21 protein-coding genes are annotated in these 17,233 nt (G+C 44.6%); 1 reads left to right on the plus strand and 20 read right to left on the minus strand.

Annotated features, from left to right (window positions below; genetic code table 11):
- Window positions 1–1,524: glycosyl hydrolase family 28-related protein (locus tag BLQ82_RS30435; RefSeq protein WP_143013597.1), on the minus strand; the 1,524-nt coding region annotated here is incomplete at its 3' end.
- Between the two features lie 138 nt (window positions 1,525–1,662).
- Between BLQ82_RS30435 and BLQ82_RS30440 the strand changes: the two genes are divergently transcribed.
- On the plus strand, window positions 1,663–2,865 hold the full coding sequence (locus BLQ82_RS30440) for an EpsG family protein (protein WP_062519402.1): 1,203 nt from the start codon (window positions 1,663–1,665) through the stop codon (window positions 2,863–2,865).
- Between the two features lie 60 nt (window positions 2,866–2,925).
- Here the strand turns inward: BLQ82_RS30440 and BLQ82_RS30445 are convergent, their stop codons facing one another.
- From BLQ82_RS30445 to BLQ82_RS30535, 19 genes are all read right to left on the minus strand, one after another.
- Window positions 2,926–4,761, minus strand: a complete 1,836-nt coding sequence (locus tag BLQ82_RS30445) for a hypothetical protein (RefSeq protein ID WP_062519404.1) — start codon at window positions 4,759–4,761, stop codon at window positions 2,926–2,928.
- A 4-nt stretch (window positions 4,762–4,765) separates the two neighbouring features.
- Complete coding sequence (locus BLQ82_RS30450; protein ID WP_062519406.1) at window positions 4,766–5,377, minus strand: phage adaptor protein; 612 nt, start codon at window positions 5,375–5,377, stop codon at window positions 4,766–4,768.
- Window positions 5,378–5,615: 238 nt separating this feature from the next.
- Window positions 5,616–5,792 (minus strand): hypothetical protein, encoded by a 177-nt coding sequence (locus BLQ82_RS32260; RefSeq protein WP_157243737.1) that lies wholly within the window; start codon window positions 5,790–5,792, stop codon window positions 5,616–5,618.
- A gap of 5 nt (window positions 5,793–5,797) precedes the next feature.
- Window positions 5,798–6,115, minus strand: a complete 318-nt coding sequence (locus BLQ82_RS30460) for a hypothetical protein (protein WP_062519410.1) — start codon at window positions 6,113–6,115, stop codon at window positions 5,798–5,800.
- Between the two features lie 23 nt (window positions 6,116–6,138).
- Entirely contained in the window at window positions 6,139–7,098 is a 960-nt protein-coding gene (locus tag BLQ82_RS30465) for a hypothetical protein (protein WP_062519412.1), read from the minus strand.
- A gap of 16 nt (window positions 7,099–7,114) precedes the next feature.
- Window positions 7,115–7,528 carry a hypothetical protein gene (locus tag BLQ82_RS30470; protein ID WP_062519414.1) on the minus strand — a complete coding sequence of 138 codons (414 nt, stop codon included), beginning with the start codon at window positions 7,526–7,528 and terminating at the stop codon, window positions 7,115–7,117.
- An 11-nt stretch (window positions 7,529–7,539) separates the two neighbouring features.
- Window positions 7,540–8,472: a hypothetical protein gene (locus BLQ82_RS30475; RefSeq protein ID WP_062519416.1), complete on the minus strand. Its 933-nt coding sequence runs from the start codon at window positions 8,470–8,472 to the stop codon at window positions 7,540–7,542.
- Between the two features lie 89 nt (window positions 8,473–8,561).
- The gene (locus BLQ82_RS30480; RefSeq protein ID WP_062519418.1) at window positions 8,562–10,640 is read right to left on the minus strand and encodes a portal protein; all 2,079 of its coding nucleotides are present in this window, start codon (window positions 10,638–10,640) and stop codon (window positions 8,562–8,564) included.
- A gap of 10 nt (window positions 10,641–10,650) precedes the next feature.
- Window positions 10,651–10,875: a hypothetical protein gene (locus BLQ82_RS30485; RefSeq protein WP_062519420.1), complete on the minus strand. Its 225-nt coding sequence runs from the start codon at window positions 10,873–10,875 to the stop codon at window positions 10,651–10,653.
- Window positions 10,869–12,314 carry a terminase large subunit domain-containing protein gene (locus tag BLQ82_RS30490; protein ID WP_062519422.1) on the minus strand — a complete coding sequence of 482 codons (1,446 nt, stop codon included), beginning with the start codon at window positions 12,312–12,314 and terminating at the stop codon, window positions 10,869–10,871. The genes BLQ82_RS30485 and BLQ82_RS30490 overlap by 7 nt, the downstream gene beginning before the upstream one ends.
- Window positions 12,311–12,706, minus strand: coding sequence for a terminase small subunit (locus BLQ82_RS30495; RefSeq protein ID WP_062519424.1), 396 nt, complete (start codon window positions 12,704–12,706; stop codon window positions 12,311–12,313). Before BLQ82_RS30495 ends, BLQ82_RS30490 begins: the two co-directional genes overlap by 4 nt.
- Window positions 12,707–12,934: 228 nt before the next feature.
- Window positions 12,935–13,153 (minus strand): hypothetical protein, encoded by a 219-nt coding sequence (locus BLQ82_RS30500; RefSeq protein ID WP_062519426.1) that lies wholly within the window; start codon window positions 13,151–13,153, stop codon window positions 12,935–12,937.
- Window positions 13,154–13,343: 190 nt separating this feature from the next.
- Window positions 13,344–13,559, minus strand: a complete 216-nt coding sequence (locus tag BLQ82_RS30505; protein WP_062519428.1) for a hypothetical protein — start codon at window positions 13,557–13,559, stop codon at window positions 13,344–13,346.
- Window positions 13,560–13,916: 357 nt separating this feature from the next.
- Entirely contained in the window at window positions 13,917–14,336 is a 420-nt protein-coding gene (locus tag BLQ82_RS30510) for a hypothetical protein (protein WP_062519429.1), read from the minus strand.
- A gap of 212 nt (window positions 14,337–14,548) precedes the next feature.
- Complete coding sequence (locus tag BLQ82_RS30515; protein WP_062519431.1) at window positions 14,549–15,604, minus strand: coiled-coil domain-containing protein; 1,056 nt, start codon at window positions 15,602–15,604, stop codon at window positions 14,549–14,551.
- 98 nt (window positions 15,605–15,702) lie between these two features.
- Window positions 15,703–15,891, minus strand: a complete 189-nt coding sequence (locus BLQ82_RS30520) for a hypothetical protein (protein ID WP_062519433.1) — start codon at window positions 15,889–15,891, stop codon at window positions 15,703–15,705.
- Window positions 15,888–16,232 (minus strand): DUF1064 domain-containing protein, encoded by a 345-nt coding sequence (locus tag BLQ82_RS30525; protein ID WP_074648835.1) that lies wholly within the window; start codon window positions 16,230–16,232, stop codon window positions 15,888–15,890. The genes BLQ82_RS30520 and BLQ82_RS30525 overlap by 4 nt, the downstream gene beginning before the upstream one ends.
- A gap of 198 nt (window positions 16,233–16,430) precedes the next feature.
- Window positions 16,431–16,799 carry a hypothetical protein gene (locus BLQ82_RS30530; protein ID WP_062519439.1) on the minus strand — a complete coding sequence of 123 codons (369 nt, stop codon included), beginning with the start codon at window positions 16,797–16,799 and terminating at the stop codon, window positions 16,431–16,433.
- A gap of 90 nt (window positions 16,800–16,889) precedes the next feature.
- Window positions 16,890–17,219 (minus strand): hypothetical protein, encoded by a 330-nt coding sequence (locus tag BLQ82_RS30535; RefSeq protein ID WP_062519441.1) that lies wholly within the window; start codon window positions 17,217–17,219, stop codon window positions 16,890–16,892.
- Window positions 17,220–17,233 lie beyond the last annotated feature (14 nt).

A 17,233-nucleotide genomic window follows, 5' to 3' on the forward strand; every position in this document is an offset into this window, starting at 1 on the left:
AGTACTGTCATCATAATTGTAAAAACCTATGATGGTTTGCGAACCACCTGAAGAATTTAAAAAACCAGAGTTTGCTTTTGCTGTGAGGCTCCAAAATGGAATGGGTATGTTGACAACTGTTTCTCCTCCAGTAAATGTTATAACTGTAGTACCTTCGTACTTTCGTTTTTTAACATAATTACCACCTTGGTTAAGGACATTGGTTGTATTATTATCAAAAGTGTTATCTGCTACATCGCAACTATTGGTGGAGTTTAGAAGCCAAATCGCTGTGTTCCGTTCTTCGATGATGTTTTGTGTAGCTTGGCAACGGTTGGAATTCGAAATAACTATGCCGTTTGCTGAAGTACCGCCCAAATTGGCAATCAAAGTGTTTGATGTCACTTTCGATCTGTCGCAGTAGTCAAGCATAATATCAGATTCAGCTGACGAGGAGTTTAGTTTGTAAATCAAGCAGCCCTCTATATTAATTTGAGGGTGAAATCTAGCCTTAATTCCACTGAGAAAGTAAGAAAAGTGGCAGTTTTTAACTGATGCATACACACCGTTAAGCGATGTCTCATTGTCATTAATAAGCACCGCTCTTTTGACGTTTATACCCATGCAGCTATCTAAGACTAACCCCTCTCCAGGTCCATCTTTGCGAAATGCTGTACTGGCATTAATGATCTTCACCCCACGTATCATTACATCCACGGTGTATCCTTCAAGAATAATTCCGTCGCCTATATTTGCAGAAACTCCATTCGTACCGCTGCGGATAATGCAATCACTGATTACCGAAACGGCACAATTGTTTAGAGTAATTGCCGCAGCCCATGATTGAGGGCCGATCTGGCTACCGTTATTTGCAGCATTGTAAGCTGATATAGTCGTAGATCCGCACAACATAACATTACTTATAAATACGTTTCTCCATGAGCTTCCTGGGTTTGATGGAAATTCAATCTCAATAGCTTTGTAAATATTATTCGTTAAAGTAATCAGCGAAAGTTCTCTGATTTCAATGCAATCTGAAAATGGGTTTGTTGTACTGAATTTTATTGCTCCAGATGATGTGAAAAAAAGCTGTGTTAGTTGTATGCCTGCGCCCATAATGACGATTTCCGTGTTGGTGATATCCAATCTCTGAGAAATAACAAACTTTCCAGGGGGGATGTACAGTATACCGCCACCCATTTGCTTTAATTTTTGTATTGCCGTTGTAAAGGCTACAGTGTCATCAATGACTCCATCTCCTTTTGCCCCTTCACTTATCACGTTTAAGATAACCATGTTGATTTCTCGTTGATCAGCCGCATCCAACCGATCCTTCAGCCAATCGTACGTAATCCCATACGGCGTACTGTACCGAGCGATAGCCGCCTCTGAACCGTCACTAAGCCCCGTTACCGCAAGCTTTAGCAGATGCAAGAGTGCGTCATACGCCGTATCCACCTTGTTCTGTGCGCCTCCCGGCGTTTCATACCTACTGTCAGCCTCGCTCGCTATCTCCGGCGTGGTTCCGCGCCATGGTAGTGTCATGGTGGGCCTCCTTTCTCAATTCAAATAGCCCTTGGACTTTCACCAAGAGCTTAAAAATACACTTGCGTACAAGACGGGGCGATGATAAAGTGGTTCCGGGTTAGTAGTTTCCAAAAAAAACCTTGTGGAGGGTAAAAAGTGAATGTTTTATCAGAAATAAATAATAAAGATAAGTTTATTAGGCCTGTATATGTCTCTTTTCTTTTCGCGCTCATTGTTGGAATTGGTGTGATAGTATCAGGAACAAGTAACACGATGTTCCTTTTAGCAATTTTCATTTTCTTAGCTAATGTGTTCTGTTCCTTTGAACAACGAAATTCAAGAATATTAGCACTATTGTTATTGATCACAGCTTATATTTTAATGGTTGCAACTAATAACAATAGTGGAGCTAATGGAGATTATCGCGCATACCACGGATTGTATGAGCATTTTAGTTACGGTGGTTCAATATCGAATATCACTGGCTATAGAGCCGAATATGGATACATGGTGTTAATGCTTGCTGTGTCTAAATTAGGCATTTCATATAACATGTTTTTAGCTGTACTGGCTGCTGTATCTATTACGCTCATCCATTCAACTGTATCAAAGATCACAACTAATTATAATTTAGTGCTATCCTGCTATATGCTTTCTCCATTTTTCTACGATGTGTTTCAATTTAGATATTTTTTTGCATACTCCATAGTGGTTTTTGCACTGAAATACATTTTGTTCGAGAACAAAAAGAATTACTTGAAGTATGCAGCATTGGTTATCATCTCCTCTTTTTTTCATACAGCAACTCTGTTTTTCTTGCTTTACCTTGTTCTCAAATTGAATGTTAGACTATTCATTAAATTAGCCTTATTGGTGAGTGTTTTTGTTACAGTAGCAAATTTTGTAATGAAAAAAAATATGGTAGATATCATCTATTCGTTTATTAACTTCTCCAAACTTGAATATTACACAAGTGGAACAATAAAATATCAATTGAACTCATTCACACCTGTGATGATAATATTGGTGATTTTATATTTTGTTTTTATAGCAAAATCCATTTATGATAAAGACCCATCTTTTACAAATAGGCAAATCTTATGGGTAAACCTTCTTAATATACTTATTTTCCCGCTTTTACTTGTATCCCTTGACTTTGAAAGGTTCTTAAGACCAATATTGCTTATAAACTATGCCCTCATTGCAGAGCATAATAAGCGTCTATTCGGATCAAAGAGAAATTTGATACTTATTAGTTTGCTTGTAGTTGTGGGTCTAAGACAATATTTCATGAATGATGTTACAAATATCATATTAGAAAATAACTATATTTTTGCGTATTTCAATAACCTATTTTGATAAAATAATTCAAAATAATAAAGAGCCTTCAGTATTCCGGAGGCTCTTTTACCTGTCTGTTTATTTCCAGCGACCAATCGCATGGAATGCTAAGTCGGCAATTCGTGTAATGTCAAATGTTCCTGTATTCTTGAAACGTACATTACCCGTACTTGTTGTTGATGGGCTATCGTGAACCATAGACACATAAGATAAGGCCCCGTCTGATTTTGTGGTTCTGCCGGTAACTGTCACATTCGGCTTCGCGATAAAAGCCTTGTTAAATGTTCTCGCACCTATCGCTCCGCTCGTGCCGTTTACAGCAACCGCAGTAAAATCTATATCCTGTGGATCGCTGTAATAGATTTGCGTACCGTCGTTGTATCGGATTAAATGATCAACTCCACTGTTCAACCGTTCAGATATACCTCCATAGTCTTCGAAATAAGATCCGTCGATACTCTTAACTGCGCTTGTTGGCGTGATTGTAGCCATTTGAGCATCGGTGAATGTATATGGAGTGTAATTGGAAACAAACATTTTTCTATTTTCAACACCCCATATTGCTAGTACAGAGCTTTTTAAGAATACTCTTACTACATCTGTCACTGAATCGTATTTCGTTGTCACTGTAATTGCATCATAAACCGATTGGTTTGAATAGTAAGCCTTCCAAGGTAATGTTTTATCAGTTCCAATTGAAGCGTCAGGGTATAAATAGATATAACCTATGAATCCGGTAGTAACTGAAAGTATTTTTATTTTTGCAAAGATATAAGGTTGCGTTAGAAAAGAAAAGTTTCCAATCTCATGTGTTTCATTTGTCGCAGCCATAAGACTCTGCTCTGCGTTCATGGTCGGGGACTCATTACCATTCAGTGATTTAATTTGGCCTCGGACTACTCCTAGTTTGTTCTTAGTCACATCTTTTACTGAAGATATGTGCATATCAAACAATTCAATGTGGTATGAGTTATTACCCTGATCGAAAATTGCAACATCTGAAGCTGGCTCCCAAGACCCGTAATATTGATTACCTGTAAGCCTGGATCTGGACACGGCGGCATTCGGTCCACCTGCAATACAAGCAGAATTTCGGTTACAATTATAAATTGTAGCTTCAAAATGATTACCGTTGATGTATCCATATTCAGTAGTATAGCCAACTTCTAGGTGAAAAGCATCGTTGCAATTATTTAGTTTTACGCCCGTAACTTTAACCCCGAATATTCCACTTGCATTAGAATAGGAATATAACTCAATACCATGAGCAAGCTTATATCCGGTCTCTATTTCACAGTTACTAATAGTGGTATGAAACACGTATGGACTCTTAGTAACATCCTTGACTACGTAAAGCATTCTATTGGTTCTAGCCGGAAATCCATTAAGTAAATTAATCCCATCAAAGAACGATTTTTGATTCAATTTAACCAAAGATTCGTTATTAACATAAGTAATTGACGATTTATTTGAAGTAAAAAGACCACAATCATACAGGGTAATTTCCCTATCTAATTCAATGTCTTCATCAATGTCCACAGTATAATTGTTATCTAAAGCATCTTTCAATGCTGCTATAGATCCTAACTGACTGTACCTGACCGTTTTTGCAATATCCGCCAACTGTTCATCAACCTCATTAAACTTTGCAGCCACCGCAATATCTGTGGTGTAATCCAGTAGAGACGCATCCAACTGCTGTGCACCGACAGCACAAGGTGCTATCTTGGGACGTGTCACAGAACCGTCAGCAAGGTTAACTGTTCCGTTTACATGGTTGTCTGTGTACTCCTTAGCGTCTTCCAGAGCCGCATCTGCCTTCGCTTGCGCACCACCTGGAGTTTCATAGCGCGGATCGTCCTCGGATGCCGTGCCTTGTGTGGTGTTGTATCTGTATGGGTATTGGTTTGGCATGGGATCACCATCTTTCCTTTACTACGTATCGTTCGTAACCGCTTGTAGCTGAGGTGTACTCTTTATAAAGCTCCTGATACCGGTTATAAAAGTTACCGTTGTCTGGAACGATGTCCTTCAGCACTCCGTATACCAGCAGCATGTCGAAATCCGGGTCGAATCCACTACCGTTATTGAGGTCATCCAGCGTCAATTCACCCAGGATTGATGTGTAAAATATCTTGATTCCGTAAAAAGTGTCATAGATAGGCGGTGGGTACACTCCGATCTGTCCGGCGACGAAGTAGTAATAAGGTCCGCGCTCACGCTCGTCAAATTGCCTCAGTGGGATTCTGCGCCAATCCAGGGCATCATCCTCAAATGATTGGTTCGTGTATATCGCATTTCTGATGGCTACCTCTGTAACGTTACCAGGAGGGCATATAAGTTCTGTTAGTCCGTTACCTGCTGTTAGGTCGAATGCTTGGTTAAGCACGTCTGATTGAGCCTGTGCGGGGCTGAGATTACGCAATAGGCGATCACGTACCTGTGTGATCTTGCGTAGGATGGATACCACTGGTGTGGTGTTCTCCGGCAGTTTCTCGATGATTTCCTCGACAATTTCTTGCACTAGCATGTCATCACCCCTTTACGCCGGCACACGAGGCTTGCGGCCAGTACGCTTACCCGTTTGCCCCTCCCGGACAATGTTCTTTTGAATCGTCTCTACTTGCTGAGTCGGCGCTTCTCGTTCCAGCAACTTCTCCAGCAATTCGTTCGTTCTATGTTGCGCTCTGACCAATGCGTTTAAAGCATCCAGTTCTATGCGGTAATTTTCCATAGTTATAAAAGAAAAGAGGGAGCGTATAGCCCCCTCAGTCCTTGTCCTCCATTCCTCCATGATCTCGAATCCACGTGACCATTTCGTTCCATATTTCAGTGCCCTTTTTCTCAGATGCGCTCATTTCTTTAGTGATTCGTTGCAATGGTACATAGCGAACCTTATTTTGTTTGACTTGCACCGTCTCAAATCCCACGCGTTGTGGCTCCATTTCCATCACTTCCTAATCACATGAATTGTCCACGTGCCAGAAGCAAGGTCAATGGTTCCCGCCGTGGGATTGAAAAAGGATATCTTAACCGCATTGGCTGCGGATACGTATCCAAAGGCCATCACGCCTTGCATGTCAGCAGGGGGGAAGAGTTCGACTCTATCCCCTAATGCTGCACCAGTGGCTGTAATAGCCGATGTAACGGCCCCTGTGACGGTCGCCAAGCTTGCCGGGTCCACAGTAGCTGTCACCACATAAAGGTTCGTCATAAATGGCTGGACAGCGGCCCCCGTCTTTTTAATGCCGATTGAAGATACATTCATCGGAGTGCTCCTTTCTTATTTGGTTATACCGGGAATGAACCAATACCCCAAGACCAGTCAACAGTTCCGAAAGAGCAGCGTTTTACGACTTTGTATTTCGCCACTTCAGTATCAAAGTCTGTGATAGATCCAGTCTCAGGCAGGCGACGATTGTACCATTTCATAGCGTTCTTCATGCGTGTTGAATCAGCCAGTACCCATTGTTTAGGATTTGTGAAGAATGGATTAACGATGACTTTAATACTTCCATCGGCATATACATTTGCATTGTGGTCGGCGTTTCCCGGTTCGTACTTCACGGCTCCGTCAGGAAGTCCGGCAATCTGCAAGGCAATACGGCGAAGACCTGGAGCTACAAATAAGGTATCTCCCATTGCTGCCATAAGGTTACCCTTGTCATCTTTCCATCCCTGCATGGCTACAAACGCTGCATCAAAGTTATCGATGTTCAATTCAGTGGTGATCTTGTTCGATTGTGTATCCACAGCGTTTGTGGGGCTGTACGGATGGTCTGTTGCAAACAGCGCTTTACCGTCAGGCAATGCAGCGTTATACAAACGTCCGCGATAATCAACGGCTGTGGTGGTCTTATCTCCATTGTTGAACCACTGAGCTCCTTGCATTTGCTGCGTCTTGTACACGGCATCTGCCAATGAGCGAATGCGGTCACGGATGGCAGTTAGCTTCAAGTCATCCACGAAATCGCGGTCAATCTCACGGCCCAAGGAGTATTTGGAGTGTGTAAAGAATTTCTGCCAGAGTTGATCCACATCTTCATATTTGACTTGGTTGTTAGAGAACTTCCAATCCTCCATCAACCCTTCGCCGCCGATCATTTCAACACTTTCAGTGGCCTTATCAGACTTTTGTACATCGAACATGGAAGGAATGTAGTCCTTTTTGTTAGTCATTTCACGCGTATATAGACCGCTAAATACGGATTCCAGTACGTTTTTATCCCATTGCAATGCTGTAACTGCCATTTATGTTACCCCCTTATTAGCTGAATGTCCGCAGTTTAACTTTTACGCGGCATGTGGTTTTGTTGGTGTTGACTTCAAGCACGGAGAATGGTCCGCCAGTTACGTCAGAGGCCAGTACGGAAAGGCCATCTGTGGATACATCAGCAGTTGTCATGCCTGGAAGGAATGTTGCATCTGCTGTTCCGGTGTAAGGAGCATCAAACCAGTCACCTTCACGGGCGATCACTACTTCAAGAAACTGATCTGTACCAGCTGCAAGTGTCTGATTGGCGAATCCTGCGATTGCTGCTCCGTTCGTTGCTTTGGTCCATCGACCACTTACCAGTTTCACTGCTTCCCCCAGCGTGAAGGCTTCGGAGTTTGTTGCTAGAATCGAACTGATCCGGTGCGTCGGTGCGCCGTAATCATTGAATGCAAATTTGAACGCCATAATTGATTACCTCACTTTTTGATGAATTTTTTTGCTTCTTTAGGATCAAGGCCGAATAATGTGAAAGCATCGCTTATTTCCTTTGGTACGACTGTTTCCTCTTCAAAATTAGCGCTATTACCGATCACTGCTGATCGTTTATTTAGCCTTTGCTGCTTGATCACATCTTGCTCTGTGCGCTTACGCTCGTCTGCAATGATCTTGTCACTGTGTACCAAGCGATAAGCGTCGATAGGGTCATAGTTTCTATCATTCACAAGTCTCTGCATTTCTGGTGTGAACCAAGGTGCTGCTGATCCGTCTGCGGGAAGGTCTTCCGTCAACTGCGGATACTTTGCAAACAGGTCCTGCCAGCCTTGGAGCTTCGCCTGTTCTGCTTGCTGCTGCTTCTGTGTATCCTGAGATGCCTTCTCGCGGTCCAAAACAGCTTTTGCTTCAGTGAATAGTGGATGATTGTCGATCAGTTCCTCGATCTGCTTAGGATCGTATCCATCCGCAGCGTATCCATCAATTAATTCCTGTTTCAGCGTGGCGAATTTACTTTCTTTATCTTGAATGGCTTGCTGTTCTAAACGGTCAAGGTCAGCAACATATTCTGCATGGTCCTTATATCCGTTTAACTTTGCTGCTCGATCCAGTGCGGCTTCGTATTCTTTGGCCCGGCCTTCTACCTTTTCGTAGTTCAGCCCCTTACGCGCATATTCAGGCACCTTTTCATCTTCAATAAACACGTCCTCTTTATTGAATTTGACGGTGATTCCCTTGCGTTCCGGTTCTTGATCTATGGGAGGATCTTCTTCGGACTCGGGTTCTTGTTCTGCTTCAGGTGCTGTAGGTTCCAGGTCAAACAATGCTAGTGCTGCGCTGACTTCAGTGTCGGCCTCTGGGAGGGCGGACGGTTCGACTTCTTCGCTTTGGGGGGCGTTGTTGTCAAGGTTTTCCATGGGTAACACTCCTTTATCGAATGGCTCCTATGGGTGGGAGCGAGGTGAAAAGCAATATAAAAGGCCGCCCCACGACTGGGAACGGCCTGCTATGCTGGTTGTTTTGTTAATGCTGCGGCTGCTTTCGCTGCCTCTATATCAACTTTCTGTTGCTGAATGCCTTGTTCGAACTGTTTATCTTGCTGTTGCTGCATCATTTGTTGATCTGTAGCCTGTGCCACTTGCTGCTGCAACGCCTGATTCTCCTGTTGTAACTGTTGCGCCTGTATTATAGCTTCTTGCTGCTGCTGTTGTACCTGTGCCGCCTCCTGGATGCGCTGCTGAATGACGTTCATCGGCTCCATCCGTCCATATTGAACGGTGTACCGCACAGCCTCAGCGTCGATCATAGGCAGTTGTGTAATGGGGTCAACCATTTGCAGCATGTTAAAGGCCATCTGAATCCAGTATTCTCTATCCACCGGCTTGTCAGCTGCAATGTTTACCTGTATATCAAACATCGGCACATATTCCTCAGTGACTTCCATTCGTTCAAATCCACCGTCTTCTAGCGGATTGTCAAACGATGTTGGTACACCATTGACCAAGCTATTGCGGCTCATACCCACCCTGCGACCTGTTACACGAGCAATACGTTCAGTGGTATAGAACTGGGCAATCAGTTCAACATACTGAGCAAACACCTCTTGGAGCGTCTCCTGTATCGCGTCAGTTACGGTATTAAGTCTGGTACTAGCTGCCGATATCAGCGCTTTGGCCTGTTCCCCACTGGTTACATTGCTGCTTGCTTGCCCGTTGGCTGAGTCAAACTGTCCAGGTATCTTCTGAAGCATCTCAAGATAATGCTGGATCATGTTTAATACCGTGGTCGGAACATTTACACCCTCTAATTCCTTCCACCGGTTCATGGCATCTGCTGCAATTGGTAGCATTGAACCAGGAGTTGAACGCCCCTCTTTCCACGCCCGCACCTGTTTGGAATTAATTGCGCCCTCTTCGTACACAATCGCAGCGTTACCTTGTTTCGACATGGTTTCAACCGCAAGTTCAGCAAAGCGGTTAAGCATCATTTGGGGCTTAATCATGTCCCTCATGAATCCCTTTCCCCAAATATTACCCTCTATAGGAGACAACGTACGCGCACTGAAAGGGTATTTACCGTGATCATAGACATATGCCTTATGTTCAAGAAAAACGCCGCTGGTGGTCACGTAGATGCAGTGTACACCTTCCATTTGACCTTCTGCTTTAGCTATCGCCTCAGATGGATCTTTGCCCTCAGCCATATTGCTTCTGGCTTGCTCTGCAAATAACTCTTTATCCTCTGAAGTGACCATTTTCGGAAGACCTCTGTACCAATATTCCAGCAATCCGGCAGTGTTTTGCTGTGAACTATAGTTTTGAGTGGAGGTTGATGTGTAGTTAAATGACTCTTGTGAATCTAATCCAGTATTAAATATGTCAGTGTCGTTGGAGTCCTGGTCAGGCATGACCTTTTTCCCTTGCTCAGGCCAGCGTTCCCGGATATATTCCATCGTTTGGCGTGTATTGATGATGATTGCACCCATCTTTTGCAGATAAATGAAATCTCTCACCCTCGGATCTGGAAAGAAGCTTCCCAACTCTACCGGGATGATATCGTTTTGTCCGTCATACCTGAACTTACCCCGCCCGCCTTCAACGGTTGGATCGTATAAGGTTTGAAGGATCAAGGGGCCATGTATGACAGCACTCTTCACAGCGAGTACGTACTTAGACCTAAACCCTATCTGCCTGAGCTCATAAGGTATAAAATCATTCAGATCCTGCGCTTTCTCTTCGTCTCCTTCCTCTTGTGCTTCAAAGTCCGGGAATGGGTCCCAACCCGTGATTTTACCTAGGATAGAGTCAATCTGAGCACCAGCAATGTTGTCTACGTTGCTCGGCCTCATCTTGATTGCTTGATCTGAGCGCAATCCCTCCCAGTGATCCCCGCGATAGAACCTCGCTTCAAGTCGCCACTGTTCTTCCATCGACTGCCGATTCTCCTTGAACACTTGGTAGTCATTATCTACCATTGCATATATCTTTTGCTGCTCTGGTGTATTGATAGGCTCCTTCTCGGGCTTAGCGTCTGAATTACCCATCACCCCAGCCAGTTTATCCTTGGCCTTGTCTAGTAATGTCATATGTCACCTCCTACTGTAATTCATCTGGTTCTTCGTTGTACTGCACATCATCAGCCCAGCTTTTAGGTTTGTGTTTTGGGCCTTCTGGTTCTTCCCTCACTGGCTTGTCTAACTGCTTATACTCCCGGTAGTCCTTTGCCATCAGCTTATTGGTTAAGCGGTCAATAACGCGCATCTGGTACCAAGCAAAGGAAAGCAACATGCCTATAACCACCAACAATGAAACTGTTACCATTCTCCCCACCCCGATATCTGGATACTTGCATCATCGTCCTCGTCATCTTCAAATCTTTTTTGACTTTTTTCCTCCGGCATTGCTGTCCACGGTCGTTCATTACCACTATTCTGCGGACGGCTCATACACCAATACCGCAGCGCATCTGGCACGTGATCCAGGGGATGGGCTGCGACATCCTCCACCATTTTGTCATCGTGTACCATTGATGGGATGGATTCGATCGCCTTTAGGCACGTGTTGAATATCTTTAGATTCACATGTTTATACATCTGACCAGTCACATGATCCAATGTGTCCACCGGATGAAGCCACTCTCTTAGGCGCTTCCAGCCGTTAACACGCTCTTTCTTTGCCTGTATCAACGGTACTCCCATATTGCCGAATATCTCAGCTGGCGTGACGTTCTCTGTCTTGGCTCTATTCCAAAAGCTTGTATCTGCAACGCTGTATTCGTATTCCTCCACACCGCTGTTTAATCGAACCATTTCCACTTGTTCACTTGTGAGAAGCTTGCTCTTTACGAACTCGCGGTAAAGGTAAGCTGTTCCCTTGGGATCAAGAGCCACCCAGAGACACACGAACGGGTCGTTATATCCCTCGTCCATTGCCCTATACCGTTTCCAATCCCTAGGAATGTCAAAAGGCTCTACGACGTGTAGAGCCCTGCTGAATTCGCTAAAGTATTGACCGGCGAATGTATCCCAGTCCCCGTCAAGCAGCTGTTTACGTTCCTGTTCGGGTAGTTGCATCAATCTCACAATGTAATTCGGGTCATTTTGCAGCAAGGCCGGGTTGTCCTGCACCTTGGCTGGAATAAATATACGCCTGGATATGATCGGCTCGCCTGTGTCCGGGTGGTACAATAATCCGCCCTCATCGTCCCTTTCATGGATGTGGTGCACTTTTTCCCACTCTCCAATGTCAATGAAACGCTTCTTAACCCACGCATGTCCTACGCTGCCCGGGTTAGTCGTGCTTTTGATGTACCTTGGGTATGGCGTTGATCCCCGCAACCGGGATAGCATGAATGTATACCAACCCTCTTCGAAGTGTGTGACCTCTTCCCATCGGATCACGTCATACTCAGCACCAGCATAGTTAGCCTTGTGCATATCGCTGTCAAAGTAAGCTAGTTCAATCACTGAGTCATTTATGAATATCCACTCATGTTTAGATTGATTGTACTTACCAAGTTCCTTAGGATAAGCCACAATCGTTCTAGCGATGATGGAGCGTTGCAAGTCTGGGAAAGTCCGTCTGAAGATAATTTGTCGGCTGCCGGGATACTCTAAGGCGTATTGTAGCGCGTCCCATATCGTAGCTTCGGACTTTCCCCCACCAGCAGCGCCGCCGTATAAAAGTTCATCAATATCATTCGTTTGGTGGTAAAGGATCTGTCTTGGCTGCGGCTCGTAAGGTATGACTACCTTGGTCATGGTTCCACCTTTTTCATATTAGAACTGAATATCACCTGTAGTGCACCGCCACCTGCTCCGGTTACCTCTACCTTGTCTTTGAACATTCCATAATGTTTCGCCACGCTATCCAACGCACCTTTAGCAACTGCCGGATCTACATCTTCATTTCTCTCAATGATCTTTTTGTACTTTTCTAGCACCCATTGGACACTCATGCCCGATTCTTCCTGCATTTTGTCCGTTCTTCGTCCGATTTCGTCCTGAATGTCTACATTTGACAACAAACGGCTACCCGCGCGTCTCGCTGCTTCTTCGGTACATTGATACCCAGCACGCAGATAAGCTGCTGATGCGTTCATATCTTTCATGTACTCATTTACGAAGTTTTTCTGCCTATCCGTCAATGCCATTGTGTTCACCTCCCTCTAATCCAATTTTGTTCCGCAGAATGGACAATACAACGGTGTAAAGTGACAGCATCCATCATCCACACTCATGTCCCATTCCCCGTCATCTTTCTTAATGCGGCACTCGCCCAACCGCCTCAAGGTGTCATTCTCTTTGCAAATATGCTCTGCATCCATCATTTCACCATCTTTCTGCTGTATTTGCGATATACCACCCGTAATTTCGGAGACTCACACCGTTGTTGTCTTCGCATTTACGTCATAATTTGCCTGAGATTGCTGCCCTGATACATATGTTGTGCCGTCTGCCAGGTATCTCATACTGTCCCCTACAGGCTTTCCGATGCTTGTTGCAGGGCCCAAAGGCTTTACTCCAATTGGTTTCAGCTGCTGATACTTCATGATTTCCTCCGGCGTGCCTTCTACTGTTCCGTCTGTATGGAGCTTCATTTATCTCACCACCTCTATGAAGATCAATACCATGAATATGAATAGTAATGCTAAGTAGCGTTCTGAATGCCTCAACCCTATCCGGCCTCCACTTCGTTAAGCCTATTCGGTCTGTCTCGATGGCGGCTTTGCCGCAAAACAAAAAAGAGCAACGACGACATGCCGTTACTCTCTCTGATATTGAACTGAATTAAAATGATAACCAAGTAAAGCAAACACTTTTAGCAAGCACTTCTGCTCCCAAAATTTCAGAAAATACTTTTTTGAAAACATTGTATTCTTCTTCGTTATAACATTCGATCTTAATAATTATATCAGGGTCGTATTCTATTTCCCTTTTTGCTAAGTACGCTTTCTGTATGGCGTCTTCCTCGCCATATACACGATTTCCACTATAGTTATTCATTCATTTTCCTCCTTTATCATTGTGATAAAAGAAGAGAAGCCAGGAGTTTACCCTGGCATTCGTTTACTCTTCTGTTGTGGGCAAACTTTGCTTTTGCCTTTCGGCTGCTCCCTTTGTTTGCGTAATGGGATTAGCTGGCGTTTTATTACGCCACCACATCATATATGCCAACCACCCTGTCGAAGGTTGCGCTGAGCAGCATGCGCTATTTGGGTGGGTGTTGCTAAAAGGTAGCGCCAGCACGTAGCAACCGGCGCGTGAGTAGGAGTGAATCAAAGGGATGTAAAAGTGATGGGGAATCAGCGCTAGGGGCGGTTCGCGCGATACCGAACGCCAATTCCTCATACTACTATAATATCACGATGCTTTTGCACTTGTTGCACCCTCTTTGCAACCTTTTTTACTCATGTAGTTGCGAATGTAGTGGTAGCTATACCCCAACTCCTCTGCAATTTCGTAATAATTCATGCCTTGCATACGTTTGGACTGTATTACATTTGCGAGTCCGTTGAATTTCATCATTTCGGCTTCCATCTTGCTCTTGACACTCAGTAACCTTGAAACTTCTTCCTCGACTTCGCGATATTCCGCAACGATATCATCATACTTCTCTAGCCCTTTATCCAAAGGAATATGGCAATACCCTCCTGACGATGGTATGCTTCCAGACCACATCACTCGTTTCACCAAATCAAATCTTCGCTGGATCTCCATTTGGTGGATCTGCACGATCCGCAGTTCTGCGCATATGTCGTTGTATGACTCCTTCCAGTTCATGGTTATCCCCCCTTAGACTAATGATTACTCTTTAATCACTTCCCACTTATTCGCCGGCTCCCATCGTGTCAACCCTTCCTGCATGATCTTGATGCGGTAGCCTATGCCGTATCCGGGTACGATATTGCGCTGTACTTCCAGCACTGTCGCAGTATCCCTGTGGTCACGTTTATTCCGTACTATATCGCCTCTGGTCATAAGGAGAAAACGGCTTACGCCGCCTCCACCTCTACTTTACCGAATACTGCTAACTCGAGCGCTTGGAGTCTTTCCTCAACTGTTTTTCCAGCCACTTCGCTACCAGCGTCCGATTGATCCAGTCCACCGGTTGTGCTGTCCTCGCTTTGAAACGCCGGAACCGTTACAGGCTGTTCCTCCACTTCCAAAACCCCATCGCTAATTGTATCCACTTGCTGCGCGGCTTCGGCTCGAAACGTGTTCGCCTGTTCGGCGGTTACCTCCCGATATTTCGACTTCTGAGTCCATGGAAACCGTACCGTTTCGTCATTCTTCGCCAGTTTTGCAATGTAAACACTCTGTGCAGGTTTGGCATCTTCGTCCCAATGCAGATCATAGATTGGAATAAGAGAATCTTGGATAGCCTGCTTATAAGCGTCCGCCTTGGCCTTTAGGTCATCCGATGTAATCACCTTTACAGCATCTCTCGCGCCGATAGCCGCCTCTGTCTGAAGGTCTGTTACTCTGCTGTTTAGACGATCAATCTCGGCCTGCTGCTCGTCAATGATAATCTGTTGTGCGGCTCTCTTGCTTTCCAAATCCTCGACAGCATCTTTTTCATTGGCAAGCGCGCTGCGGAGGGATACTACCAGTTCTTCACGTTCCTCAATGCTCGCTACCAGTTCAGCGTTCGTGCTGCGTAGCTCTGCAATTGCCTTTGCCGCCTCTTCTTTAACCAGCTTCAATTGTTCCAGCATTTTCGCGTCTTTCTCGTCAATAAACATTTGCAGACCTTGACGCAGGATGTCATATGCTTCTGCACTTGCAGACAATTGGCTGATGCTTAGGCTTCCTATTTCCAAGGTATCCAACAAATAAGCTGTTTCAGCTTTAGTTTCTTCTACCAGCGCCACGTGCTGTGCTTCAATCTGCGCCTGATATTCCAAGTCACTGATTTTGTTGCTGACCGCATTCAGTTCATTTAGCAGTTCCATGGGATTTCCGACCTTAACGCCATTATTAACAGCAACAATGTTGTCCTCGATCTCCTTTTTTTGCTGCTTCAGCAACTCAATTTCCGCTACACTCATTTGTCAAATCTCCTTTATGACCGTATATGATTATTTACTATTATTATACACTATTTCCCGGCATATTTGGTATATAAATCGTAGTTTTACGCAATATTTTATGCACTTTTATTGTTGTGATCTGGCGGTTTACCCATGCGTTTGTATGGGCTTCTGTAATCCTCTTGGTGCCATCTTTGTATCTCTCCGGTAACTTGGTTGCGGACTGGCTTAATAATGGCTGTAATCGACCCACAGGTGTCCATATGCACGATATCTAGTCCAATGTTAAACCATGCTGCTTTCATGCGCTGACCTCCTTGATATAAAGATCCGGGTACTGAATCATGAACATCCGTTTCTTAAGCTGGTAGACAGCAGTCTTAAATCCTTTCACATCCTCAATCTCTTGGTGACCGTCTGCATAAGTTACTAAAAAGTCCGCTTTGTATTTTATGGACGCTACTTTCTTCCCTGTGGCCTTGTTTACTCTACCCTCCATAAGTGTATAGACCGGCTGCAAGACGATGTCTGTGACCACTCCAGCGCGTTTCAGGAGCATTAGCTCTTGGTATCTATGAGCCTCCGCACCAGAAGCAAACCATATTCCATTAACTTGCGTCTTTCTTGCTCCGTACTTGTTTGCCATCCTTTTTCACGCCTTTCTTGCTCATCATGTAGTGACTCTTGTTTCGTGGTGTTGGATTAAGCTGTCCGTACTTTTCCCAATCCTCTGCGGTCATTGGGGTAGTTATGCATTCACTGTGGACTGTCTGCCTATTGGGCGGCGGGAAACTGGATACTACCGGCATAGGGGTGATACGGCGGTGTTTCTTTTGTCCACTACTCATTTTATTACCTCCAAACGTCCATAGTCTTCTTCAGTTTCACAAGATGGACATACGAATGATGCATCCATACATCCAATTTCGTCTATCCGAGTGATTTCCATTGCTCCATACTTTGCAGCGGTTGCATAATTCCAAGCTTCTGCAATATTAACGCGTTCGCAGTTTGGGCATTTGTATAATTTCGATAATGTGTCTGGCTGTACTGGTGTGGGGTCAAAGGTGCCGGCGTGGATTGCGTGCATCGTATATCGGTAGGCATCTTCTCTACCTTCGCAGTACATTTTGTCAGCAACTCCCGGTGTACCATAATACTGTTCTTTGTCTTTCAGCCATTCCAGTAGCTTATCTGCGTCTATCAGTTTCATGTTTGTTGTTCCTTTCTTTATGGGGAGCAGAAAGCCCTATACGGCCTCCGGCTCCGCCTGAGTATTTCGGTCGCTTCGATTGCCTCCGGCCTACAAACAACCTTTCAGCGCTTTAATCAGCGCTTCGATATCGGAGTTTTCATATACCATGAACAGTTGGTTTTCATCGAACATTCCGTCACGACTTCCACAGTTTAGATCCAGCTTGAAGGATGTGCCGTTCTCTTCTGCATCTGTGAGTCTGTCGCTTGCTTCATCACATGTTTCTCCATCCACGTTGAACAGAAGGTCTTGATACAACCAGTCGTTTGTCCATGTGTCCCCTTTGATCATCAATCCTTCGGATACTTGCGGCATGTAATGGGAATACACGGTACCGGATGGCATGGATAGAAACTCTTTGCGGTTAACGATCCTCATATCCTCTTCTCCCC

It is taken from the genome of Paenibacillus jilunlii (assembly GCF_900102965.1).
GTDB classification, from domain to species: Bacteria; Bacillota; Bacilli; order Paenibacillales; family Paenibacillaceae; genus Paenibacillus_AQ; species Paenibacillus_AQ jilunlii.